The 23,744-nt window shown below is 70.5% G+C and carries 21 protein-coding genes; 10 read left to right on the top strand and 11 right to left on the bottom strand.

What is annotated here, in order from left to right; all coding sequences use genetic code 11:
• From FJY74_06875 to FJY74_06895, 5 genes are all read left to right on the top strand, one after another.
• Window positions 1-1,468, top strand: a 1,468-nt coding sequence (locus FJY74_06875) for an AMP-binding protein (protein ID MBM3308030.1), incomplete at its 5' end; no start/stop codon positions are given.
• Window positions 1,458-2,261 (top strand): SDR family NAD(P)-dependent oxidoreductase, encoded by an 804-nt coding sequence (locus FJY74_06880; GenBank protein MBM3308031.1) that lies wholly within the window; start codon window positions 1,458-1,460, stop codon window positions 2,259-2,261. The genes FJY74_06875 and FJY74_06880, both read left to right, overlap by 11 nt.
• Window positions 2,258-3,664 (top strand): B12-binding domain-containing radical SAM protein, encoded by a 1,407-nt coding sequence (locus FJY74_06885; GenBank protein ID MBM3308032.1) that lies wholly within the window; start codon window positions 2,258-2,260, stop codon window positions 3,662-3,664. Before FJY74_06880 ends, FJY74_06885 begins: the two co-directional genes overlap by 4 nt.
• A 39-nt stretch (window positions 3,665-3,703) precedes the next feature.
• Window positions 3,704-4,111: a hypothetical protein gene (locus FJY74_06890; protein MBM3308033.1), complete on the top strand. Its 408-nt coding sequence runs from the start codon at window positions 3,704-3,706 to the stop codon at window positions 4,109-4,111.
• A gap of 13 nt (window positions 4,112-4,124) precedes the next feature.
• Window positions 4,125-4,781: a class I SAM-dependent methyltransferase gene (locus tag FJY74_06895; protein MBM3308034.1), complete on the top strand. Its 657-nt coding sequence runs from the start codon at window positions 4,125-4,127 to the stop codon at window positions 4,779-4,781.
• Between the two features lie 187 nt (window positions 4,782-4,968).
• Here the strand turns inward: FJY74_06895 and FJY74_06900 are convergent, their stop codons facing one another.
• Complete coding sequence (locus FJY74_06900) at window positions 4,969-5,421, bottom strand: hypothetical protein (GenBank protein MBM3308035.1); 453 nt, start codon at window positions 5,419-5,421, stop codon at window positions 4,969-4,971.
• 86 nt (window positions 5,422-5,507) lie between these two features.
• Between FJY74_06900 and FJY74_06905 the strand changes: the two genes are divergently transcribed.
• Window positions 5,508-6,218: a hypothetical protein gene (locus tag FJY74_06905; protein MBM3308036.1), complete on the top strand. Its 711-nt coding sequence runs from the start codon at window positions 5,508-5,510 to the stop codon at window positions 6,216-6,218.
• Here FJY74_06905 and FJY74_06910 read toward each other — a convergent pair.
• From FJY74_06910 to FJY74_06920, 3 genes are read right to left on the bottom strand one after another with little or no spacing between them, the layout of a single operon-like run.
• Window positions 6,104-7,558 (bottom strand): glycosyltransferase family 39 protein, encoded by a 1,455-nt coding sequence (locus FJY74_06910; protein MBM3308037.1) that lies wholly within the window; start codon window positions 7,556-7,558, stop codon window positions 6,104-6,106. The genes FJY74_06905 and FJY74_06910 overlap by 115 nt on opposite strands.
• A 35-nt stretch (window positions 7,559-7,593) precedes the next feature.
• Complete coding sequence (locus FJY74_06915) at window positions 7,594-9,072, bottom strand: glycosyltransferase family 39 protein (GenBank protein ID MBM3308038.1); 1,479 nt, start codon at window positions 9,070-9,072, stop codon at window positions 7,594-7,596.
• A 15-nt stretch (window positions 9,073-9,087) separates the two neighbouring features.
• A complete protein-coding gene (locus FJY74_06920; GenBank protein MBM3308039.1) occupies window positions 9,088-11,721 on the bottom strand; it encodes a fused MFS/spermidine synthase in 2,634 nt (877 codons plus the stop codon).
• 348 nt (window positions 11,722-12,069) lie between these two features.
• Between FJY74_06920 and FJY74_06925 the strand changes: the two genes are divergently transcribed.
• On the top strand, window positions 12,070-12,396 hold the full coding sequence (locus FJY74_06925) for a hypothetical protein (GenBank protein MBM3308040.1): 327 nt from the start codon (window positions 12,070-12,072) through the stop codon (window positions 12,394-12,396).
• Between the two features lie 3 nt (window positions 12,397-12,399).
• A complete protein-coding gene (locus tag FJY74_06930) occupies window positions 12,400-13,284 on the top strand; it encodes an NAD(+)/NADH kinase (protein ID MBM3308041.1) in 885 nt (294 codons plus the stop codon).
• A gap of 30 nt (window positions 13,285-13,314) precedes the next feature.
• Here FJY74_06930 and FJY74_06935 read toward each other — a convergent pair whose 3' ends face one another.
• From FJY74_06935 to FJY74_06955, 5 genes are read right to left on the bottom strand one after another with little or no spacing between them, the layout of a single operon-like run.
• Window positions 13,315-13,545 carry a TM0996/MTH895 family glutaredoxin-like protein gene (locus tag FJY74_06935; protein MBM3308042.1) on the bottom strand — a complete coding sequence of 77 codons (231 nt, stop codon included), beginning with the start codon at window positions 13,543-13,545 and terminating at the stop codon, window positions 13,315-13,317.
• Window positions 13,546-13,598: 53 nt separating this feature from the next.
• A complete protein-coding gene (locus FJY74_06940) occupies window positions 13,599-14,900 on the bottom strand; it encodes a permease (GenBank protein MBM3308043.1) in 1,302 nt (433 codons plus the stop codon).
• A gap of 37 nt (window positions 14,901-14,937) precedes the next feature.
• Complete coding sequence (locus FJY74_06945) at window positions 14,938-15,636, bottom strand: cytochrome C biogenesis protein (GenBank protein MBM3308044.1); 699 nt, start codon at window positions 15,634-15,636, stop codon at window positions 14,938-14,940.
• A 22-nt stretch (window positions 15,637-15,658) separates the two neighbouring features.
• Entirely contained in the window at window positions 15,659-16,120 is a 462-nt protein-coding gene (locus FJY74_06950) for a thioredoxin family protein (GenBank protein ID MBM3308045.1), read from the bottom strand.
• Between the two features lie 42 nt (window positions 16,121-16,162).
• Window positions 16,163-16,495: a winged helix-turn-helix transcriptional regulator gene (locus tag FJY74_06955; GenBank protein ID MBM3308046.1), complete on the bottom strand. Its 333-nt coding sequence runs from the start codon at window positions 16,493-16,495 to the stop codon at window positions 16,163-16,165.
• A 203-nt stretch (window positions 16,496-16,698) separates the two neighbouring features.
• Here FJY74_06955 and FJY74_06960 point away from each other — a divergent pair, with 203 nt between their 5' ends.
• Together FJY74_06960 and FJY74_06965 are read left to right on the top strand one after the other, a co-directional pair.
• Window positions 16,699-20,484, top strand: a complete 3,786-nt coding sequence (locus FJY74_06960; GenBank protein ID MBM3308047.1) for a choice-of-anchor D domain-containing protein — start codon at window positions 16,699-16,701, stop codon at window positions 20,482-20,484.
• Window positions 20,481-21,662 (top strand): glycosyltransferase family 4 protein, encoded by a 1,182-nt coding sequence (locus FJY74_06965; GenBank protein MBM3308048.1) that lies wholly within the window; start codon window positions 20,481-20,483, stop codon window positions 21,660-21,662. Before FJY74_06960 ends, FJY74_06965 begins: the two co-directional genes overlap by 4 nt.
• Window positions 21,663-21,664: 2 nt before the next feature.
• Here FJY74_06965 and FJY74_06970 read toward each other — a convergent pair whose 3' ends face one another.
• Together FJY74_06970 and FJY74_06975 are read right to left on the bottom strand one after the other, a co-directional pair.
• A complete protein-coding gene (locus FJY74_06970; protein ID MBM3308049.1) occupies window positions 21,665-23,194 on the bottom strand; it encodes an oligosaccharide flippase family protein in 1,530 nt (509 codons plus the stop codon).
• Window positions 23,195-23,198: 4 nt separating this feature from the next.
• Window positions 23,199-23,744 (bottom strand): hypothetical protein (locus tag FJY74_06975; protein MBM3308050.1); only part of this gene is annotated, 546 nt, incomplete at its 5' end.

Genomic DNA, 23,744 nt, shown 5'->3' on the forward strand with positions numbered 1-23,744 from the left:
CGCGCACCTCCTCGCGGTGGCCGAGTCGCTCGCTCACGAGGGCGGCAGCCTCGAGGCGGTTGTGCCGCTGTCCGCGCTCGGCATGCCCGACGCCCCGCGGGCCGCAGCCGGCGCCTCATCGCCGCGCGCCGACGCCGGCCCGTCCGGTGCCGCCCCGGACAGGTTGCCGAACGTCGGGCCTTCCGACGTCGCGACCATCGTCTACACCTCCGGGACGACCGGGGAACCGAAGGGCGCGGTGCTCACGCACGCGAACATCGTCTCCAACGTCCGCGCCCTCATCCGACGGTACGGCATCACCCCGGACGACTCGGCGCTCTCGTACCTTCCGCTCGCGCACATGTTCGAGCGCACCTGCGGGCACTACGTGTTCCTGTTCGCGGGCGGGACCGTGGCCTACGCGCAGGGGCTCGCCACGGTGGCCGACGACATCAGGCTCGTGCGCCCGACCGTGCTCATCGCCGTGCCCCGCGTGCTCGAGCGCGCCTACGAGGTCGCCCTCGCGAAGGTCGAGGGTGGACCGGGCGCCGGGCGCGGCGTCGTTCGCCGCGCGTTCGCGCTCCTCAACGAGCGTGCCAATCGGCGCTACCGCGGGGAGCGCCTCCCGCCGTGGCTCGCTCTCCGGTGCGGCGTGTACGACGCGCTCGTCGCGTCGAAGTTCCGGAAGGTCGCGGGCGGGCGTCTGCGCCTCATCGTCTCCGGCGGCGCGCCGCTCGATCGTCGCATCGGGAAGATCCTCCACGTGCTCGGGCTCACCATCGTCGAAGGCTACGGACTGACCGAGACCTCGCCCGTCGTGTGCTGCGGCGAGGCCGGGGCCCACCGGCTCGGGACGGTCGGGCGGCCGCTCCAGGGCGTCGAGGTGCGGATCGCCGCCGACGGCGAGATTCTGGTCCGTGGACCGAACGTCATGAAGGGCTATCTCGGGAAGCCGGAGGAGACGTCCCGCGCCCTCGACCCGGACGGCTGGTTCCACACGGGGGACCTCGGCGAGTTCGACGACCGGGGGAACCTCATCGTCACCGGCCGGAGCAAGGAGATCATCGTCACCTCGTACGGGAAGAACGTCGCGCCCGCTCCCATCGAGCAGCGGCTCGCGAGGAGCCCGTACGTCAGTCAGGCCGTCGTGTTCGGGGACAGCAGAAAGAGCATCGTCGCGCTCATCGTGCCCGACAGGGCGGCGCTCGCGAGGTTCGCCGAGGAGCGCGGCATCGCGGCGGAGCCGTACGAGGCGCTGCTTGCGCACCCCCAGATCCGGGCGATCATCGGCGAGGAGGTGCTGACCGCCAACGCCGAGGCCGCCCCGTACGAGCGCGTCGTGGCCTTCGAACTCCTGGCTCGGCCGTTCAGCGAAGGGGACGGCACCCTCACGCCCACGCTCAAGGTCCGCCGCAAGGCCGTCGAGCGAACGTGCACGGACCTCATCCAGGCGCTCTACGACAGGCTGGAGGGAAGGCATGCGCATTGAGGGCAGGCACGCGATCGTGACGGGCGCCTCGTCGGGGATCGGGCGCGCGATCGCCATCGAGCTCGCGCGGCGCGGGGCGGCGCTGACGCTGGCCGCGCGGAGGCTCGACCGTCTGGAGAGCGCGGCCCGCGAGATCGCCGAGCGGTTCCCGTCCGCGCCGGCCGCGGTCGCCGTCGCCTGCGACGTCTCCGACCCCGCTCAGGCGCGCTCGCTCATCGGAGGGGCCGTCGAGCGGGTCGGGGACATCGACGTCCTCGTCAACAACGCGGGCGTGAGCGTGTTCGGGGACGCCGCGCGGACCTCCGTCGACGACTACACGCGGGTGTTCGCCGTGAACTTCTACGGGGCGCTCCACTGCATGCGGGAGACGCTGCCGTTCATGCTGCGGCGCGGGTCGGGGCTCATCGTGAACGTTGTCACGACGGCCGCGCTCCACGGCGTGCCGTACCTCGCGGCGTACGGAGCGAGCAAGGCCGCGCTCGCCGCGATGAGCCAGTCGTACCGCGCCGAGCTCGCCGGGACCGGCGTCGGCGTCATGCTCGTCTATCCCGGCTACACCCGGACCGAGATCTTCGAGGCCGAGAAGCGCGTCGGCGGGGCGCGGCGACCGCCCGGCCGCTACGCGCCGCCGGAGAGCGTCGCGCGGGCGACCGTCCGAGGCATCGAGGCCGGCGGGCGCGATGTGTTCCTCACCGCCCGCGGCCGTGCGCTGAACGTCCTGCGCGGGATCGCGCCGTTCGTCGTGGAGCGGGCGATGCGCTCGATCGCGCGCGAGCTCAGGGAGGAGCCATGAGCCTGCCCAAGCTCGAGATCATCGTGCTCTTCCAGAACCTCGGCGACCAGGAGGCGTACTTCGCGCGCTCGCCGGCGCCGCCGCTCTCGGGTGTCCTGCTCGCAGGTCTCACGCCGCCGATCGTCGAGGTCTCGCTTCGGAACGAGATGGTCCGCCCCATCGACTACGACGCCGACGCGGACTTCGTCGCGCTCTCGTTCATGGACTTCTGCGCGCCGCACGCCTACCAGGTGGCGGCGCGGTTCCGCGCGAAGGGGAAGACCGTGGTCGCAGGCGGGAAGTGGGTGACGGCCTTCCCGGACGACGCCGCGCCGCACTTCGACGCGATCGTCGTCGGGGAGGCCGAGCGCGTGTGGCCCGCGGTCGTCGAGGACCTCGTCGCCCGGCGTCTGAAGAAGCGCTACGACGCCCCGTTCGCGCCGCCGCTCGACGGCATCCCGCCGCCGCGCTACGACCTCGTGGAGCCCGTGTTCGACGCGCCCGTCGTCACCGAGGCGACGCGCGGCTGCCCCTACGACTGCAGCTTCTGCCAGCTCACGGTCCGCCGCGCGCCGTTCCGCACGCGCCCGATCGGCGAGGTCATCAACGACCTGAGCGCGACATCGAAGCTCCCGCTTCGCAAGCGCAAGCTCGCGATGCTGTACGACAACAACCTCGGCGGCGACCTGGGGTACGCGAAGGACCTGCTCCGCGAGATCGCGAAGCTCGACCTCTGGGCGCTCGGGACGCAGTTCAGCTTCGACTGTCTTCACGACGACGAGTTCGTGGACCTCCTCGCGAAGGCCCATTGCACGATGGCCTTCATCGGGCTCGAGTCGCTCTCCGAGCCCAGCCTCGCGTCCGTCCACAAGCGGCAGAACAAGGTCGCGGAGTACCGCGAGCTCTTCGACAAGCTCAGGCACCACGGCATCATGACGATGACGGGACTCATGCTCGCGCTCGACGAGGACACGCCGGAGTACTACGCGGACCTTCCTTCGAAGCTGGACGAGATCGACCCGAGCGTGATCCTCCTTTCCATCTCCATCCCGATCCCCGGGACGCCGTTTCATCGCCGCGCGCTCGAGCAGGGGAGGATCATCGACAGCGACCTCTCGCACTACGAAGGTGATCACCTCGTCATCCGGCCGAAGCGAGTGACGCCCGAGCAGGTGTTCGATGCGTTCGTGCGCGTGAACGAGTCGTTCTACTCGAGGCGGAAGATCGCGCGGAGGTGGTGGCGACTGGTCTCAAGCTACCGACGAGAGCGAAACCCGCTTGCGTGGTGCTTCCACGCGGGCGTCATGTCGTACGTGTTCCTGAAGCTGTCGACGTTCCAAAGGGACCACGCCGAGCAGCGCGTGTATCCGCTTCGCGCATCGAAGGGGCTCGGCGTCACGTCGGGCGCCGCCGCGGGCCGCTAGCGGCGGTCGAGGCCGCCTGCGCGGCCGGAGGAGGGAACGATGTTCCGCTTCGCACGCGTCATGCTCGTCATCGCGGCGATCGTGGAGGTCGTCCCGCGCGGGATCCCGGCGCTCTTCGGATCGCCGGCGATCGCGAGGCTCTTCAACCTCGAGTACCCGCTCCAGGACATCAACTACGTTCACGCGTTCGGCGCGGTGATGATCTGCCTCGGGCTCCTGTTCTACTTCGCTGCGAAGGCGCCCGAGAAGCACCTCCTCGTGTTCAACATCGCGATCCTGAGGTTCGCGCTGGGCATCGCGGCGCAGCTCGGGTCGTTCTTCCAGCTCAGGGCCGGCGGGATCACCATGAGCGGGTTCTGGTGGGGCCACATGATCGTGGACGTCGCGCTGGTCGTGCTTCTCGTCGCCGCGCGGGCGACGGTCGCGGCGCGCGGGAAGACGGCGTAGCCCGGGGGCCATCGTGTCGCTGCCGACCGTCTACGTGCAGTTCTCCTCGCGCGAGGACAGAAGCAGGTTCGTGGCGGAGAGATTCGCCAAGCACCTGCGCGGATCCGTGCTCGACGTCGGGTGCTTCGAAGCGCCGCTCAGGACGCTACTCAGCGAGGCATCGTACGTGGGTGTTGACGTCGCCGGCAGGCCGGACATCGTGCTGGACCTCGAGAAGGCCGAGCGGCTGCCGTTCGACGATGACGCCTTCGACACCGTGCTCTGCGTGGACGTTCTCGAGCACCTCGACAACCTCCATGCGTTGTTCGACGAGCTGATGAGAGTCTCGCGCGGGCGTGTCATCGTGTCTCTGCCGAACTGCTGGAACATCGCGCGGCGGCGCATCGAGCGGGGGAAGGGCAGGATCGTGCACTACGGGCTGCCCCACGCGCGGCCTGCGGACAGACACAAGTGGTTCTTCAACACGACCGAGGCGGCGGAGTTCATCCGCGGCAGGGCGGGTCGGGTCGGTGTCGAGGTCGAGGAGCTCTTCGTCACCGAAAGGCCGAGGAGCCAGGCACTGAGGGCGCTCCGGCGGCTCGCGCATCCGGGCGAGAGGTACCAGAACAGGTACGCGTGCACCGTGTGGGCAGTGCTGCGGAAGCCGCGGAGCTCGTCGGATCGGGACTAGCGGAGCAGCACCATCGGCACCCGCAGCCGCTCGCCTTCGGCTTCGACCTCGCAGGCGTAGACAGCCGACGCGGCGCGGCGCCCCTCGCCGTCGAGGCCGTCCCAGACAACGGTGTGGGTCCCGACCTGCCGCGGTCCCGACCGCGAGCGCGAGGAACAGGAGGGCGCCCAGGACGGCCACCGCCGCCCTAGAAGCCGACGATGACCGCGGCCGACGCGTAGTCGAGCAGCGCAAAGGTGTAGACCTCATCGTTGTCGGCGCCTCCTTCCACGATACGGTAGCCGAGTCGGACGCGCACCCGATCGCTCGCGGCCACCATCACCGCCGCGACGACGTCCTCCGCGCGGCCCTGCGGAGCCGCAAGCGCATCGCCCTCGAGCAGGAGTCCCACCCTGTCGGTGAGGCTCCATGCGAGGCGGAAGTTGAGGAGCGGCACGAAGCCGACGTTCTTCTTCTCCGCCTCTTGTCCGTTGCCCTCCACCCGGATCAGGGCGTTCCTGATCTTCGCCGTGAATCCCACCCCGGCCTCGAACCGGTCGCCCTCCGTGAGCGTGTAGCGGTAGGTGAGGCGGTACGAGTTGAACGTGTAGGTGCCTTCAACCTCGGTGCCCTCGGGGAACCCCTTGTCCCCGAAGACCACGGCCCGCCGTCCCGGCGAGGCACGCAGCTTGCTAGGGAGTGTCCCAGCGGGAGAACGGCCGTCAGCCGATCCACCAGCGAGGTGCCATGCCCAAGACGCAGTCGGCGAGCGACAACATGACGGCGGCGGACCCTTCGCCTCGCCGCGCTCGCGTGGGCCTTCCTCAGGCGGCGCGCGACCTCGCCGCGTTCGCCGGCGTCGTGGCCTGGGCTGCCGTCGAGCGCTGGCAGGCGCGCGACGTCGTCTGGGGCCTCTGGATCTCGAGTCTCGTCGTCGGCTACTGCATCATCGTCCTTTCGATCGTGCGCGCCGTCCGAAGGCACTCCAGCACGGCCCCGCGGTGGGTCAGCGTCGCCGGTGGAGTCGCCCTGCTCGCCTTCTTCACCGTGCACTTCGGAGGCTTCCACTTCGTGCACGGGATCTTCCTCAACGCGCTCTTCCCTCTGGTTGGGGAGGAGGGGCGGCTGGCGAGCCCGGCCGTCATGGCGGGGGCGGCGCTCTGGTCGTTCTGGCCGCTGGTCCTTGCGAGCCTCGTGTCGCGGCTCGCGGACTTCCGCCGGGCTTCCGAGGTCGAGGGCTTCGACCGCGGCGTCGGCGCGGCCTACGGGAGCGTCGTCAGGATGCACCTTCTGATCTTCGTGTTCGTGGGACTGCACTTCGCCGGCCTGGGCGGCCTGGCTGTCTACGTGGCGCTCGCCGCGTACTTCTTCCCCTGGGGTGCGGTGCGGGGCGCCTCGTCGGACGGCTCCCAGACGACCCTCACGAGCCCCCACGTTCCCATGACCCGCGTCTCGTAGCGCACGCCGAGCGAGTCGAGCGCGGCGAGACTCTCGCGCGAGCACACGAGCGCGCCGTGGCCCGCCGCGATCGCGGCGGCGACGGCGGCGGCGGGGGCGGTCGGCTCCGCCAGGCCGACATCCCAGTACCACATCACCGTCTGCGCGCGGTCGTTGTAGCGGCCGCCGGCCTCGCCCGCGTAGGGGAGCACGGTTCCGGGAAGAAGCTCGGCACGGGCCGTCGGGGCGTGCTCCTTGTAGACCATGTTGCCCTGTCCCGAGATGAGCTGCGGGGCGAGCCAGTAGACGAGGCCGCTCGCAGCGAGCACCACCGGTGCGACGTACGACGCGAACGCGGCGCCGAACCGCCTGGCCCGCGTGTCGAGGAGATGCCCGGCGAAGAGCGCCATCGCCGGAAGCAGAGGGATCAGGTACTTGTCGCTGCGCCAGGTGGAGAGCGAGTACAGCGCGAGCGGGAGGACGATCCAGGCCGCGAGGAGGTTGCCCCGGTCGCCGACCGCCTTCCGCCGGCGGTCCAGAGCGTAGACGACGAAGCCCGCGAGCGCCGGCAGAACGATCGGCTGATACCTCTCGAGCAGCAGAACGGCGTAGCTCTTCGCCGGCCCCAGGTCGCCTCGCGTCCCCATGACGGGCGAGAGCGTGGTGCGGACGAAGTGCTCCTCGACGAACGCCCGCCCGTGGACCATCGCCTCCCGGGCCGGCCAGGATGCTCCCAGGAGAAGCCCGCCGACGAGCCCCAGCCAGAGCCAGCCGCTGCGCAGGGCGACGCGCCCCTCGCGGGTCGCAAGCGCCGCCGGCACGAGGACGAGCGGGAGCAGCCCCAGCGGGCCCTTCGTGAGGACCGCGGCGCCGAGTGGCAGCGCCATGAGGGCGTGGAGTCTCGGGCGGCGCAGGCCCGCCAGGAAGACCAAGAGGGCCAGCGTCGTCCAGAAGCAGAGCGGGACGTCCATCATGCAGCGCCGCGCGTGCGTCGCGAAGATGGGCGTCACGGCGAGGACGGCCACGGCGCACACGGCTGCGCCGCGCCCGAACACGGACCTCCCGATGCGATAGGTGGCGGCGAGGACCGCGAGCGCCATGAGGACGGACGGAAGTCGCGCCGCCAGGTCGCTCTCGCCGAAGAGCGCGAACGAGCGACCAAGGACCCAGAACTGAAGCGGCGGGTAGTCGAAGTCCGGTCGGCCGCCCCAGGTGACCTCGAAGAACGACCCGCTCCTCCACGTCTCGAGCCCCTTGCGCGCGTAGCGGCAGTCATCGATCCCCTTGAGCGGCTCCGTGGCCGCCCCGGCGAGGAACGAGAACGCGGCCGCGGCGAAGAGCGCCGCGAGCGTCAGGCGCATCCTTGTGGACGGGCACCGCGGAACCGCGCGCATCGTCACGGACTCCCGGATTCTGCGAGTCTCACGAGGGAGAATCGCGCCTCGAAGGGCACTTCGTACGCGACGCCAAGCGAGTCGAGGCCGCCCAGCCTGCCTCTCTGGACGAGGAGCGCGTTGTGGCCCCTCGACCGCGCCCGCTCGACCGCCGCGGCAGGCGAGCACGGCGGTTCCGGCTGGATGTCCCAGTACCACATCCCGATGTTCTCCACCTCCCAGAAGTCCCCATCGCGGCCCCCGATGAAGGGCACGAGCGCTCCACTCGGGAGCTCCGCGCGCGCCACCGGGGAGAACGCCTTGTACTGCGCGTTCGGGGCGGTGCTGATCGCGCCGGGCGAAACCCAATACGCCACGCCGCAGGCGACGAGGAGCGCGGGGGCGAGCCATGCGGCGACCGCGCTCGCCAGAGGCCTCGCGAGCCTGATGAGCGCATGACCGGAGAGGAGCGCGAGCGCGGGGAGGATGGGATAGAGGTAGCGGGGATCACGCCACCTCGACAGGGAGACGGCGACGAGGGGGACGACGACCCAGGCAACGAGGAGGTCGGAGACGTCGCCTCGCGTCCGACGCCGCACCCAGAGCAGAAGCCCGAGGCCCGCGGCCGCCAGGACGGTGAGCGGCTGGTACTGCGTCCAGAGGAGGCGGAAGGCGCTCGGGGACTCGCGCGGCAGGGGCACCTTGCCGAAGACACGCCAGAACACGGTGGCCCCGAAGTGCTCCCGCATGAACGCGCTGCCGTGGCGCAGCGCCTCGTGGATCGGCCACGATGCGCCGGCCAGGAGACCGGCGGCAAGTCCGATCCACAGCCACGGGCTTCGCAGGGCCGGCCGTAGGCGGGCGCTCGCGAGCGCCGCCGGGAGCACGAGAAGCGCGAAGAGCCCGAGCGGGCCCTTCGTGAGGAGCGCCGCCCCGAGCGGCACCGCGAAGAGCGCAAGGAGCCTCGGTCGCCTGAGTCCCAGAAGGAACACGAGGCACGCGGTCGTCGTCCAGAACCCCAGCGGGAGGTCGATCATGCACCGTCGCGCATGGTTGCTGAACATGGGCGTGAGCGCGAGGAGCGCCACCCCGGCGAGCGCGGCCCTTCGTCCCAGCGTCAGGCAGCCGATCCAGAAGGTCACCGCCACGGTGCCGAGCGCCATGACCAGCGACGGGAACCGCGCCGCGAAGTCGTTCGGCCCGAAGACCGCCATCGAGCGCCCGATGAGCCAGAACTGGAGCGGCGGATAGGAGAAATCGGGACGGCCTCCCCAGGTCGCATCGAAGAAGCTCCCGCTCCGCATCATCTCGAGGCCCTTGCGCGCGTAGCGGCAGTCGTCGATGGACTTGAGGCCCAGCTCGGTCGTGCCGGCGGTCCAGGCGAAGGCGGCCGCGAGCAGGAGCACGAGAAGGGGGTGCGGCCGGCCCCGTCCGAGAACGCGGCCTTGCGCCTCGACAGCCGATCCCATCCTGCCAGTGTGCCGCTCTGCGCGTGCGTGCATGGGGCCTCGTCCGCGCTAGTCGACCGGCTGGCGGCGGAGGATCCGGACCGCCCGCTCGGCGAGGTACGGGGCATCGGTGTCCTCGGGGTTGATCTCCACGGCCCTCGCGTACGCCGCGAGCTCGGCCCGAAGATCGCGCATGATGTGATGGAGGTGTCCCACGATCACGTGGATCGTCGCATCGAAGAAGCGTCGCATCCTCGCGAGTTCGCGTTCCGCTTCCGCCTCGTCCGCGCCCCAGTTCACGACGGTCCCTTCCGGGAAGGTCCTGTGGCGAGCCAGCTCGCGCAGGTTCATCCACTCGCCTCGTTCGCGGATCATGTTCCTCGGCGCACGGAACTCGATGATCGGCTTGTCCTCCGTGTTCAGGGGGCCGCTGCCCACGAACGCCGCCACCGCGTCCCCGTGCACCGCGATGCAGTCCGCGATCGCGATGGGGTCGGCCATCCTGACGACCTCGAGATCGTCCCGCACGCCCTCGACCTCGAGCACGCGCCGCACGCGCTCAAGGTCCAGCACGAGCGGTGAGCGGCTCCCCATGGCGACGCTGTACGCCTCGACCGTGTTGTTCATGTACCAGATGACGATGTGGGGGAAGACGCGCTGCAGCGTCCGGACGATGGTCTTGTACTCGTCGACGGAGAGCAGATACGTCGGAAGCCAGAACGACAGGATGCCGTTGTCGCCCAGCCGGCTCGCGCACAGCTCGAAGTACTCGAGCGTGTAGAGGTTGCCGTTGCCGACGTAGCGCGGGTGGATGGAGTCGGAGAGGATGACGTCGTACCGCCTGTCCGTGGCGAGGACGAAGTTGCGCGCGTCCTCGATGACCAGCGTCACCCGCGGGTCGTTGAGCACTTCTCGGTTCATGTCCGCGAAGTAGGTCTTCGACGCCTCGACGACGGCCGGCGAGATCTCCACGCAGTCCACGCGCTCGATCGACGTGTGCTGCGTGACCGACCGGCAGGTGCCGCCGCTTCCGAACCCGATCTGCATGATCGACCTGGGGTCGGGGTGCATGAGGATCGGGAAGTGAGCCTGGAGCTTCTGGGTCGCGAGGAACCCGAACTTGGTCCCCGCCACGTTCAGCCCGTTGATGTCGATCACGCGGTTGCCCGACGCGGCCTCGTGCACCGTGACCGTGCCGCCCGTGCTCTCGTTGAAGTAGATGAGGCGCATGTCGCGCTCGGCCGTTGCGTACATCCGCACGAAGACGTCGTCCGGGATCGCAAGGAAGCCGATGAGCACGGCCGCCGCGCCAGAGAGCGTCGCCGCGCGACGGTAGCCCCCGGGAGCGCGGCGCGCCGGAGAGAGCCAGAGGAGCGCGATGCCGAGCGCGACGCTGAGTGAGGCGGTGGCGAGCGCGGAGACGCGGACGCCGAGGACGCCGATCAGGACGAAGCTGGCGAGAAACGACCCCACGATCGCCCCCGCCGTGTTCGTCGCGTACGCCTCTCCGACGCCCCGCCCCACCGCGCGCTCCGAGCGGGCGTACAGCTTGATCGCGAGCGGGAGGCTCGCGCCCATCAGGAGCGTGGGCACGAGCATCATAGCGAACGCGATGCCCATCTTCCAGAGCGTGTAGGGCCACCATGGGTCAGACACCTCGATGCTGACCCCGCCGGCGCCGCTCAGTCTGTCCAGGAACGACTCCCTGAGGCCGATGAGCGGCGCGAACAGCGGGATGAGCACGACGGCGGCAACGCCGATGGCGAGCTGCAGATACGCGAACGTTCGGACGCTCAGGCCGGGGCGGTCGATGCGTCGCGAGATGATGGCGCTGCCGAGAGCGATCCCCAGAAGGAAGCTCATGAGCACGAGCGTGAAGGAGTGGACGAAGTTGCCCAGGACGTAGACCATGATCCTCGTCCACAGGACCTCGTTCGAGAGCGCGGCCAGCCCGGCGATGCCCGCGCCGAGCAGCACCAGCCTGGCCTCCGCTCGCGAGATCGCGGGGCTGCTGCCGCCCACGCTCTTGGCGCCGCCGGTCGGCGCGGCCTCTCGGGCGTCCTTCGGCGGAGTCGCTGCCTGCGGAGCCCGCGTCGGCCCGCTGAGCCTCGCGAGCCTCGCGCCCCCGGCCACGGCCGCCAGCCCGACCGCGATGTTGAGCGCGGCCGCTGCGTGTGTCGTGAGCCGTATCCCGAGGAGCTCGATCATGAAGAAGCCGGCAAGGAACGCCCCGAGCATGCCCCCGAACGTGTTGGCGGAGTAGAGCGTGCTCGTGACGGACCCCAGGCTGGGGAGCCGCACGGTCGCGTGCTTCACGGCGACCGGGAACGTGGCGCCCATGAGCGTCGTCGGCAGCGCGATGGCGACGAAGCACAGCGCGAACCTGACCGCGGTCAGGGTGCCGAACGAGGCTGAGAACTGCCGGAACACCGCGGTGTGGGCCGCGGTGATGCCGCTCAGGACCAGCGGGAAGAGCAGCGCGAACGCTGCGATCCCGAGCTGCAGGATGCCGTACAGCATGAGCGGCGGGATCTTCGCCCGGTCCACGAAGCGTCCGAAGAGGTAACTTCCGAGCGCCAGGCCCGCCATGAAGGCCGTGACGACCGCGCCCATGGCGTACACGGTGGCCCCGAAGGTCGCGACCAGCATCCGCATCCAGACAACCTGGTAGATGAGCGCGCTCGCGCCGGAGGCGAAGAGCATGAGCATCATCGCCCGGTGGGAGGCGGTGTTCCGTCCATGCGTGTCGCTGCTTCGCGCGGTCGTCGCGGCGGTCATGTCGCGGATCCTCCGGCGCCTCTTCGAGTCTGCCGTTGGCACGGCGTGCCTGTGAGCCGTCGCGTGACTGTAGGCCGCGCGCAACGGTCATGTCAACGCGCCTCGCGGATGAGCGGTGCGTCAGTTATCGCGGCGGCGGGGACCATCCTGGCGCGGATCGTTGTGCTACACTGGTCGGGGTCCCGCTCGTGGGGGCGCGACGAATGCTGGGGTTGGTGCGCCGGAACCGCAGACGGCCGCGCCCGCGAGCAGGACCTGAAGGAGGTGAGCCGCATGAGCATGAGAACGCTGCTCTCGGCGCTGGTCCTCGCCCTTCCACTCCTCCCCGTGACGCCATGCACGGCCTCGTACTTCTGCCCGCTCGAGAGCGTGGTCATCGAGACCACCGTGGGCGGCATGGACGTGCGCCACGTCCAGGCCGAGTACAACTGCTGCGCCTGGAAGGACGGCGCGTGCTTCGGCACCTGGGAGGTCGTCGTCGAGGGGACGAGTCCCGAGCGGCTCGAGACGTCGTACACACCGTGCGTGGAGACGAGCGCGCCCGAGCCGCCCGCGTCCGGCACTTGGGGCTCCGTCAAGGCGCTGTACCGACCGAGGTGACCATTGGTCGGCCGCCTCCTCGTCATCGTCAACCCCGGTTCCGGCAGAGCGAAGTTCGGGGAGCTCGTGTCCGCGCTGGAGCGGCACGCGGGCCTGTGCGAGCGGCGCGTGCGCCGTCTCGCGGACGGCGAGGACGTCGTGCAGGCGACCCGCGAGGAGCTGCGCGGCGGGTGGGACGCCGTGGTGGCCGCCGGCGGGGACGGCACGGTCGCGGGCGTCGCGCAGGCGGCGGGGGAGGCCGGCGTTCCCGTGCTGATCGCGCCGATGGGGACCGCCAACATGCTCGCGGTCCAGCTCGGCCTGCCCGACGACCTGGACGGCGCGATCGCGCTTCTCGCGACGAAGACCGTCGTGAGGCGGATCGACGGGATGGAGATCGCCGGACGCCTTCACCTCTTGAGCGCCGGCGTGGGGGTGAGCGCGACGACCATCCGGGACCTGAGCGACCGCGACAAGCGGTGGTTCGGGCTTCCGGCCTACCTTCTCACGGGCGTCGCGCGGGGTTTCACCTTCCGGCCGACACCGTGCAGCGTCCGGATCGACGGACGCGAGACGCGCCTGCGCGTCCTCGACGTGTCGGTGCTCAACGCCGGGTTCAAGTCCGAGCGCCCGGTGCTCGGCATCCCCGACATTCGTCCCGACGACGGCCGGCTCGACGTGCTGATCGTCTGGGCGCCGAGGCCGCTCGAGTACCTCCGCGAGCTGTGGCGTGCGTTCGTGCATCGGCGCCGCGCGCGGCCGACCATCGGCTGGCAGACGGCGGAGCGGGAGGTGCGGATCGACTGCCGGGAGCGGCTGCCCGTTCAGGCGGACGGGGATCTGGTCGGGGAGGCGCCCGTCACGATCCGCCTCGTGCGGGACGCGGTGGGGATCCTCACGCCGGCGTGATGGGCCGCCTGCCCGCGGCGACCATCGTCCCTACTTCAAGAGCCCCTTGATCTCCTCGACCGACAGCACCTTGCCGGACGACTTGACCTTTCCGTCCACCGCGAGCCCCGGCGTGACCATCACGCCGAACCCCATGATGTCGTTGATCTTCGTGACCTTCTCGATCTCGAAGCCCCCGCCGAGCTGCTCGGCGGCCGCCCGCGCGTTCTCCTCGAGCTTCTTGCACTTCGGGCACCCCGTGCCCAGGACCTGGATCTTCATCGTTCCTCCCGCGACCGCGGCGCCCGCGCAGGGCAGGCGCGCGCCAGCCGGCCCTAGCCGACGATCACCCCGAACACCATGCCGCTGATCGTCGCCATCACGACCACGAGCGCGACGTACACGAGCGTCTTCGTCGTCCCCATGATGTTCCTGATGACGAGCATGCTCGGGAGCGACAGCGCCGGCCCGGCCAGCAGGAGCGCGAGCGCCGGGCCCTTTCCCATGCCGCTTCCGATGAGGCCCTGCAGGATGGGCACCTCCATCAGCGTGCAGAAGTACATGAACGCGCCCGTGATGGACGCGAAGAGGTTCGACCAGACGGAGTTCCCGCCGACCGCGCGGATGATCCAGTACGACGGGATGAGCCCCTCGTGGCCCGGGCGTCCGAGCAGGATGCCCGCCACGAGGACGCCGAGGAGGAGAAGGGGGAGGATCTGCTTGGCGAACCCCCAGCTGGACTCGAACCACTCGCCGAGCTCGTCCTTCCGCGCGCTCGTCACGGCGCCGAGGCCGACGATCCCGGCCGCGAACGGCAGGGTGGGGTGTCCCCTGGCGACCAGCGCGAGCACGACGACCGGCGCCGCCACGAGGAGGATCTGCCGCACCCGCAGCCCGAACCACGCGGCGAGAACCGTCGCGAACCCGACGGCGAGGGCCGAGGTGACGATCCACTTCAGCGAGTACACGGTGGCCCACGCCCAGCCGCCCTCGACGGGCTTGCCCCAGTTCGCGACGACGAGGATGAGCACCATGAGCGCGATGGAGATGCCGTTCTGCCAGAGGGGGCGCGCCACTTCCGGCTCGGGCAGCGCGGCCTGCACGTCGGCCTTCGCGAGTTCCTCCTTGCGGAAGATGACGTGCATGAGGAGCCCGATGACCACGCTGAACGCCACGGCGCCCACGGCGCGGCCGACGCCCAGCTCGGGGCCGAGCACGCGCGCCGTCAGGATGATCGCGAGGACGTTGATGGCGGGGCCCGAGTAGAGGAAGGCCGTCGCGGGGCCGAGTCCTGCGCCCATGCGGTAGATGCCGGCGAACAGAGGGAGGACCGTGCACGAGCAGACCGCGAGGATGGAGCCCGAGACGGACGCGAAGCCGTACGCAAGCGGCTTCGGCGCGCGCGCCCCGAGGTACTTCATCACGGACTCCTTCCGGACGAAAACCGCGAGCGCGCCCGCGATGAGGAACGCCGGGAGGAGGCACAGGACCACGTGCTCCTGCGCGTACCACTTCGCGAGGCGGAGCGCCTCCATGACGGCGCCGTCGAACCTCGGGAGCCCGACGGGAAGATAGAAGGCCGTGAGGAAGACGGCCGTGATGACGGCGAGGGGCTTCCACTCCTGCTTCCAGCTCATGGTCCCTCCGTGGGGGCGCCGCCGTGCGCCGACCCGACTAGTGCGCCGTGTAGAGGAGGTAGATGCCGCCGAGGATGACCAGGAGCCCGCAGACCTTCTTCACGATGACCGTCCCTCGCGAGCGCTCGCTCCAGTTCAGGTAGCGCTGCACGATCTCCGTGAACGTCCCCGCGAGGACGATGACGGAGCAGTGACCGATCCCGTAGACGAGGAGGAGCAGCACGCCGTACGGGAAGTTCGTGGTCGCCAGGCGCAGCGTCACGCCGAGCATCGGCGCCATGTACGCGAACGTGCACGGGCCGAGCGCGACGCCGAAGATGAGCCCGAGGAGGAACGCGGCAAGCGCGCCCCTTCGCTTCATGCTCGAGCCGCCCGGTCCTGAGAACGGCATGGGGATGACGCCCAGTAGGTGCAGGCCGACGACGAAGAAGATGGCGGCGACCGCGTAGTTGCCCCAGCGCCCGACGTCGCCGATCATGCGGCCGGCCGCCGCGGTGATCCCGCCGATCGCTCCGATGGTCACGAGGATGCCGACGGAGAAGAGAAGCGAGATCGTGAACGCGCGCCGCGTCGAGATGCGTCCCTGCCCGTTGATGAACCCGACGATGAGCGGGATGCTCGCGAGGTGGCAGGGGCTCAGCAGGATGCTCAGGATGCCCCACAGGAAGGACGCGCCGAGCGCGACGGCCGGCGCTCCCTCCACCGCGCGCGTGAGCGTCACGAAGAGCTCGCCCATGTCTCACCTCCGTTTGCGCGCGCTAGTCGCCGAACTCGTACCCGAGCTCGCGCCACTTCGCGAGGATGTCGTCCTTGCCCATGAATCCCTGATGTCGGGCGAGCTCGTTCCCTTCCTCGTCGAAGAAGATCTGCGTCGGGATGACGCGGACGCCGTACTGCTTCCCGGGCGCCGGGTCCTTCCACACGTCCACGAACTGCACCTCGAAGCGGTCCGCGTGGGTCGTCTTGAGCTCCTCGAGGATCGGCGCCATCATCTTGCAGGGGACGCACTTGTCGGCGCCGAGGTCCATGAGCCGCGGGAGCGCCTTCGGTGTCTCGGCAGGCGCGGCGGCTTCCGTCCTCTGCTGATCGCCCGCGGCCTTCTGCTCGACCCTGTCGCCGCAGCCCGCGGCCGTGAGCGTGAGCGCGGCGACGAGAACCGCGAGGCATGTCGGACCCAGGGGACGCCTGGACCTGCGCCTCGCGTCGGACACTGCGGCCATCCGTGACCTCCCGTTGTGCTGCCGCCGAACTGCGATCGGGTCCTATGCTCTTGCGCGGCAGGAGGGCGCGCTGCACTCGGAGGAACCGTGCGCCAGCACCTCCTCGACGCACTCGAAGAACCCGAGCACGCATCTGAGCGCAAGGCTGTAGTAGACCTCGTTGCCACGGCGCTCGTCCTTCACGATGCCGACCGACTTCAAGAGAGCCAGGTGCTTCGAGACCGTGGAGATGTCGGCGCCGACCATGTCCGTGAGCTCGTGGACGCAGCGCTCTCCGCGGGCGAGTTCTTCCACGATGTAGAGGCGCGTGGGGTGGGCGATCGCCTTCATGACCTTGACTCTTGGGGCCAGGCGCTCCGCTGTGGCTCGGTCCATGGACCACCTCCCGGTGAAGTGCTTGGCAATTTTACCAAATACCCGCGGCGGGTCAAGCGCGACGTGGCCGCCGGGGGAGTTGCCCGGCGCGCCCGTTCGGTGCAGAATGGGGCACCGCTTCAATGGCGAGTGGCGGGAGGCCCCGGGCTGCAGCCCACGGTGAGGCCCCGGCCCGCGCGAGTCCGGCTCTGATGGGGATGTCCATGGCGGTCGTGCGTTCGAAGATGACCCGAGGGATGTGGTCGGTTGCGGGGCTGCTCCTGGCCGTGGCGCTCGGGGGCTGGGAGTGCCCGATGGGGCCCAGCGAGCCGAGGCCCGCGATGGGGCGGGTGACGCCCGCGGCTCTCGACTTCGGGAGCGTGGCGGTCGGGTCGTCCCTGGACGCGACCTTCACCATCACGAACACCGGCGAGAAGACGCTCAGAGGGTCCGTGACCGAGGCGTGCGAGCACTTCGCCGTCGTGTCGGGCGCCGGCAGTTTCACCCTGGAGAGCGGCCAGGCCAGGCAGGTCGTCGTGCGATTCTCGCCGACGTCCCCGGGGCCGAAGGCGTGTGTGGTTGACACGGGTGCCCCTGCCTGCCCGGATGTCGAGTGCGCGGGAGTGGGGATCGAGGATGCGCCCGCGTGCAGCGTGGCTCCGACGTCGCTGGACTTCGGAACGGTGACGCCTGGCCAGACGGCGGACCGCAGCTTCACGATATCGAACGTCGGAAGCGGGACGCTGGCCGGCGCGGTGAGCGAGGCGTGCGCGGAGTACTCGCTGGTGTCGGGCGGCGGCGCGTACGCGTTGGGCGCGGGGGCGACTCGGACGGTGACGGTGCGGTTCATGGCGCCGGCGACGCCCGGCTCGTACCCGTGTGTGGTCGAGACGGGGACCGCGCTGTGCTCCGACGTGACCTGCTCGGCTGTCGTGCCCGAGCCGGACCCGGCGTGTCTGGTCGAGCCCGCGGCGCTCGACTTCGGCGAGGTGAGGCCGGGCGAGACCGCGGACCGGTCGTTCACGATCACGAACGTCGGCGGCGGGACGCTGGTCGGGGCGGTGAGCGAGACGTGCCCGGAGTACGCCGTGGTCTCGGGCGGAGGGCTCTTCGCCCTCGGCGCGGGCGCGAGCCGCGTGGTGACGGCGCGGTTCACGGCGCCCGCGACGCCCGGCGAATACGTCTGCGCGGTGGGGACGGGAAGCGTGCTCTGCCCCGCGGTTGACTGCGTGGCCGTCGTGCCGGAGCCCGATCCCTCGTGCTCGGTGGACCCGGTCGCGCTGGACTTCGGGCTCGTGGCGCCGGGGCAGGTGGTGGACCGCTCGTTCACGATCACGAACACAGGCGGCGGGACGCTCCGGGGCACGGTGAGCGAGTCGTGCGCCGAGTACGCGCTGGCGTCGGGCGGCGGCCCGTTCGCGCTCGGCGCGGGGGCGAGCCGCACGGTGACGGTGCGGCTCTCGGCACCGGTCACGCCGGGGTCCTACCCGTGCGCGGTGGAGACGGGGACCGCGTTGTGCGCGGGTGTGAGCTGTACGGCGACGGTGCCCGAGCCCAACCCTGCGTGCGTGGTCAGCCCCACGAGCCTGGACTTCGGGAGCGTGCTTCCGGGGCAGACCGTGGACCGCGCCTTCACGGTCACGAACGTCGGTGGCGGGACGTTGAGCGGCGCGGTGAGCGAGGCGTGCGCGGAGTACGCGCTGGTGTCGGGCGGCGGCGCGTACGCGCTCGACGCGGGGGCGAGCCGCACGGTGACGGTGCGGTTCACAGCGCCCGCGACGCCCGGGTCGTACCCGTGCGCGGTGGAGACGGGGAGCGTGCTCTGCTCCGATGTGAGCTGCGCCGCCACCGTTCCGGAGCCGGACCCCGCGTGCTTGGTGAGCCCGACGAGTCTGAACTTCGGGAGCGTGCCTTCGGGACAGAGCGTGAACCGGTCGTTCACGATCACGAACGTCGGCGGCGGGACGTTGAGTGGCACGGTGAGCGAGGCGTGCGCCGAGTACGCGCTGGTGTCTGGCGGTGGCGCGTATGCCCTCGGCGCGGGTGCCAGCCGCACGGTGACGGTGCGGTTCACGGCGCCGGTGACGCCCGGGTCGTACCCGTGCACGGTGGAGACGGGAAGCGCGCTCTGCGCGGACGTCTCGTGCGCGGCGACCGTGCCTGAGCCGGATCCGGCGTGCTCGGTCAGCCCGACGAGCCTGAACTTCGGGATCGTGGCCCCGGGGCAGGCCGCGAACCGCTCGTTCACGATCACGAACACCGGCGGCGGGACGCTGAGCGGCGAGGTGAGTGAGAACTGCGACGGCTACGAGATCCTGTCGGGCGGCGGTGCGTACGCGCTCGGCGCTGGGGCGAGCCGGACGGTGACGGTGCGGTTCACGGCGCCAGTGGCGCCCGGGTCGTACCCGTGCACGGTGGAGACGGGGAGCGCCCTCTGCGCGGATGTCTCGTGCGCGGCGACGGTGCCTGAGCCGGACCCTGAGTGCTGGGTGAGCGCCGACACGCTGGACTTCGGCGAGGCGCGTCCGGGCGAGACGGTGGACCGCTCGCTCACGGTGAGAAACGTCGGTGGCGGGACGCTCGTGGGTGTGGTGAGCGAGGAGTGCGACGACTACGAGATCTTGTCTGGCGGTGGAGCCTACGCCCTGGCGGCGGGTGACAGCGTGGTGGTGACCGTGCGGTTCACGGCGCCCTCGATGCCCGGGTCGTACCCGTGCGCGGTGGAGACGGGGAGCGCGCTCTGCGCCGATGTGAGCTGTGCGGCGACCGTGCCGGAGCCGGATCCGGAGTGCTGGGTGGAGCCGGTGGAACTGGACTTCGGCGAGGCGCGTCCCGGCGAGACCGCGGACCGCTCGTTCACGGTGCGGAACATGGGCGGCGGGACGCTGAGCGGCGTGGTGAGCGAGGACTGCGACAGCTACGAGATCCTGTCCGGCGGTGGAGCATACGCGCTGACGGCCGGCGACAGCGTGGTCGTGACGGTGCGGTTCACGGCGCCTGAGACGCCGGGCGAGTACCCGTGCACGGTGGAGACTGGGAGCGCGCTGTGCGCCGATGTGACCTGCACGGCGACGGTGCCTGAGCCTGACCCGGCGTGCTGGGTGAGCGCGGACACGCTGGACTTCGGCGAGGCGCGTCCCGGCGAGACGGTGGACCGCTCGTTCACGGTGCGGAACGTCGGCGGCGGGATGCTGGAGGGGGCGGTGAGCGAGGCGTGCGACGACTACGAGATCCTGTCGGGCGGTGGAGCGTACGCGCTGGCGGCCGGCGACAGCGTGGTGGTGACGGTGCGGTTCACGGCGCTTGAGACGCCGGGCGAGTACCCGTGCACAGTGGAGACGGGAAGCGCCCTGTGCGCGGACGTGAGCTGCACGGCCGTCGCGCTCCCGGCGCTCGAGACGGCGTACCTCACGTTCCGGGCGACCTCCGACACCACCTGGACCCTCGACACCAACCTCCCGAGCGAGTACTGGACCGGCTGCGCGCTCGTGTATGACGAGGAGACGAGGATCACCCACGAGCCCGAGAGCGCGTGTTCGCACGAGTACGGACTCCGCTGCGGCGCAGGACCGGCCGACGACGCGAAGTTCTGGCTCGAGGGTCTGTACCTCGAATCGGCCGTCACCTCGGTGGACGTGACCTTCGAGGCGCTACGGGAGTCCGCGGCGGTGTTCCTTCTCACGGTTGACACCGGCGGCGGCGACGAGGACGCGTGTCAGCTCCCGACCCACGGCGAGGAGCCTACCGTCGAGTGCCGCGCGTACGACGGCGACCAACGCGGCGTCGTCTGCGGCGACCAGCTCGTCCTGCCGGGGTCATCTAACCTGATCAGGATCGGCGCCGACGAGAACGAGAGCCAGACCGACGCCGGCATCTTCTTCAGCGCGGTCACCCTCACGTTCAACGGGTGGCTCGTCGAGCCGCCCGGGCGCGGACGCGTCGACGAAGGCGGCCTGCCGCTGCGCCGGGCGATCGGGCGCAGCACTGCCCTCTCGGGAGCACGCGAATGACGGGCCTCCCTCGGAAGATCGGGATCCTCACTGACGCTCGGGCCTGGGGCGGAGCGGAGGTCTACCTCCTGCAGTTGGCGGAAGCCGTCCGCGACGCGGGGTGGGACCTCTCGATCTTCTGCGCGGACCGGCCGGCTGCCGCGGGATGGGTCCGTGAGCTCGAGGGCCGCGGGCTGCGGGTCGTCCGGTACCGGCCCACGAAGGAGTACAACCCGCTCGGCTACTTCGTGGCTCGACGACTCCTGCGGGGACTGGACGTCGTGCACGTCAACAAGACGGCGCCGAGGAACAGCCTGCCCGCGATCGTCGCTGCGAGGAGGAGCGGGGCGGCGGTCGTGCTTGCGACGGAGCATCTCGCCGGCCCGGCGATCTCCCACTACCCGTTCGGGCAGGCAGCCGTCACGCGTCTCGTTCGCTGGACCAACGGGATGCTCGACATGACGATCGCCGTCTCCGAGCTCAGCCGGGACGCGCTGGTGAGGGAATACGGCCTCGATCCGTCCAAGGTCGTCGTGATCGGGAACGGGGTTGACCTCGCGCGCTTCGACCGGGCGTTCGACGTCGGCGCAGTGCGCTCCGACCTGGGGATCGGCCGGGACGACCGCGTCGTGACCCTCATCGGGGAGCTGTGCGACCGCAAGGGACAGCGCTACGCGCTGGAGGCCGCGCCGCGGATCAGGGAGAGGGTCCCGGGCCTCAAGCTCCTCTTCGTGGGAGGTGGCGGGCTCGAGCGCGAGCTTCGAGACGCCGCGGAGCGGCTTGGCGTGTCGGACGTGGTCGTCTTCGCGGGCGTCCGGCGCGACGTTCCAGCGATCCTCGCGGCGTCCGACCTTCTGATCCTCCCGTCCGAGGACGAGTGCTTTCCCTTCGCGATCCTCGAGGCCATGGCATCGCGGCTTCCCGTCGTCGCCTCCGACGTCGGCGGCATCAGGGACGCCGTCGAGCACGGCGTGACGGGACTCGTGGTCGCGCCCTGCGATGTCGGCGCGTTGGCCCGCGCCGTCACCGAGGTTCTGAGCGATCCGCGCCGCGCCAAGGCCATGGGCTCTGCGGGCAGGGCGAAGGTGGAGGCGGAGTTCAGCGTGAAGGTCTGCACCAATGCAGTCCTTCGTCTCTACGAGGAGCTCCTCAGCCGGCGGGCGGACGGCGCCGCCGGCTCATCGGGGCGTCACGGCTGAGGCTAGCCCCGCCCGCGCAGGAGCTTCGCGCGGGCGCGCCGCACCAGCAGACGGTCGTCCTCCTCGAATCCCATAAGAGCGAGCATGCCGAGAAACGCAGCGTAGGTCGCGGCGAAGATGCCTGCGATCGCGTAGATCCTGAGGTTCGGCGTGTTCGCGCGCAGGAGGATGTTCGCGGCGAGCGCCACCGCGCTCGCGGCGACGAGCTTGAGATAGGAGCGGCGGTACGGCCAGATGCCGAGCAGGACCCTCACCTGGACGAGGCCGACGAGGTTGATCACCGTGAGCGCGGCGGCCGTCGCGATCGCCGCGCCCAGCACGCCGTACCGCGGGATGTAGTAGAGGTTCAGGCCGATGTTCGCCGCCGTCACCGCGGCGATGTTGAAGGCGTTGTAGTTCTGGTGGCCCGACTGCACCAGGATCGTCCCCACGGGCCCCACCGCGCAGCGCGAGAGCGCGCCGAACCCGAGCACCACGAGCGCCGCGTAGCCCGCCACGAAATCCCTGCCGAAGAACCCGAGAAGGTCGTCGCCGAAGCCGACCATCCAGATGAGCGCGGGCGTGACGACGATGAGCACGGTGCGCGTGAGCGAGGCGTAGAGGTCGCCGAGCTCGCGGCGCCTGCCGTTGTGGTAGAGCTCCGAGATGAGCGGCGCGAACGCGCTGTTGAAGGCCATGAAGACGAGCGCGAGCGTGTTCGTGATGAGGAACGCGATATTGTAGATGCCGACCGCCTCCGACGTGCTCAGGATGCCCAGCATGGTGCGGTCGGTGATGCTGAGGCTGTAGTTCATGAAGGCGACGAAGGTCATCGTGACGCTGAAGGGGAGGAGCGCGCGGTACGCGACGTCCGCGGCCCGAGGGCCCCTCGTGACGAACGGCGCGCGCCGGTTGATGATGGCGAGCATGGTCGCGGCGGCGACGACGTGCGCGGCGGCGAGCGCCCACGTGAGGCCGACGAGCCTGAGCCCCGCCGCGTAGAGCCCCAGGAAGATAGCGAGCTTCGCGACCTTGAAGACGATCTCGAGAGAGAACGTCTCCGCGCTCGCCTGCCGGACCGCGCGGAGGGCGAAGCCGAAGACGCTCATGAGCGCCGCGGGGACGATGGCCGCCGCGACGATCGGGACGAGAGGCAGGAGCCTCGGCTCGTTGAAGATGCGGTCGGCGAGCACGTTCCGGCCGAGCAGAAGGAGGACGGTCATGACCGCCCCGACGGCGACCGCGATGAGCGAGCCGCTCAGGAAGACGCGGGCGGCGCCGGCCCGGTCGCCGCGGCTGAGCTGCATCGGGATGAACCGCAGGAGCGTCGGCCCCATGCCGAACGAGGCGAGGAGCGACAGGAGGAGGAGCGTCGTCTGCGCCAGCACGAACACGCCGAGGAGGTCGGCGCCCAGCACGCGCGCGAACACGAAGTTCAGGCCGAACCCGAGGAAGAGCCCGATGATCTGGTAGGCCACGACGCCCGTCGCCTGTTTGGTGACGTCAACGAGGTTCCGTTCGCGCGTGCTGTCCGTGGTGGCCGGTTCGTCCATGGCGTTACAGCCCCGCCGCCTTCCGCATCACGGCGAACGAGTCCCGGATGTGCGACGGCTCAGGGCTCACCTCGGAGCTCGCCATGAGGACGGCGTACGAGTCCGGGTGCTCGGGCGTGAAACCGTGCATGCCGCGCGGGGCCGTCCGCCCCATGTAGCTCGGGACGATGAGCCCGCCCGGCCGCATGAGGAAGACGGCCTCGCCGAAGCGGCCGTCCTCGAAGTGGATGCCCTCTCGCCTGAGGTCGTCGTCGGTCAGGAAGTCCCCGCAGTCGAGCTCGCCCAGCGCCTGGCGAATGCGCCGCTCGGCGCCTCCGTTCTCGAACCAGAACCGCGCCATGGTCGAGTCGTAGAACGCCAGGTAGTCGCGACCCTCCGCGAGGCCGAGCCGCGCGACGGCGCGCATGAGGTCGTGCGAGCCCCTCGTCTCCGCCATGCCGTGGTCGGAGAGGACGACCACGTCCACCCGGTCGTACGCCGCCCGCGCGGCCTCGACCGCGTGGACGACCTTCGCCTCGACCATGCGGAGCGCGCGCGCGATCGCCTCGCG

It is taken from the genome of Candidatus Effluviviaceae Genus I sp. (assembly GCA_016867725.1).
Taxonomy (GTDB): Bacteria; Joyebacterota; Joyebacteria; order Joyebacterales; family Joyebacteraceae; genus VGIX01.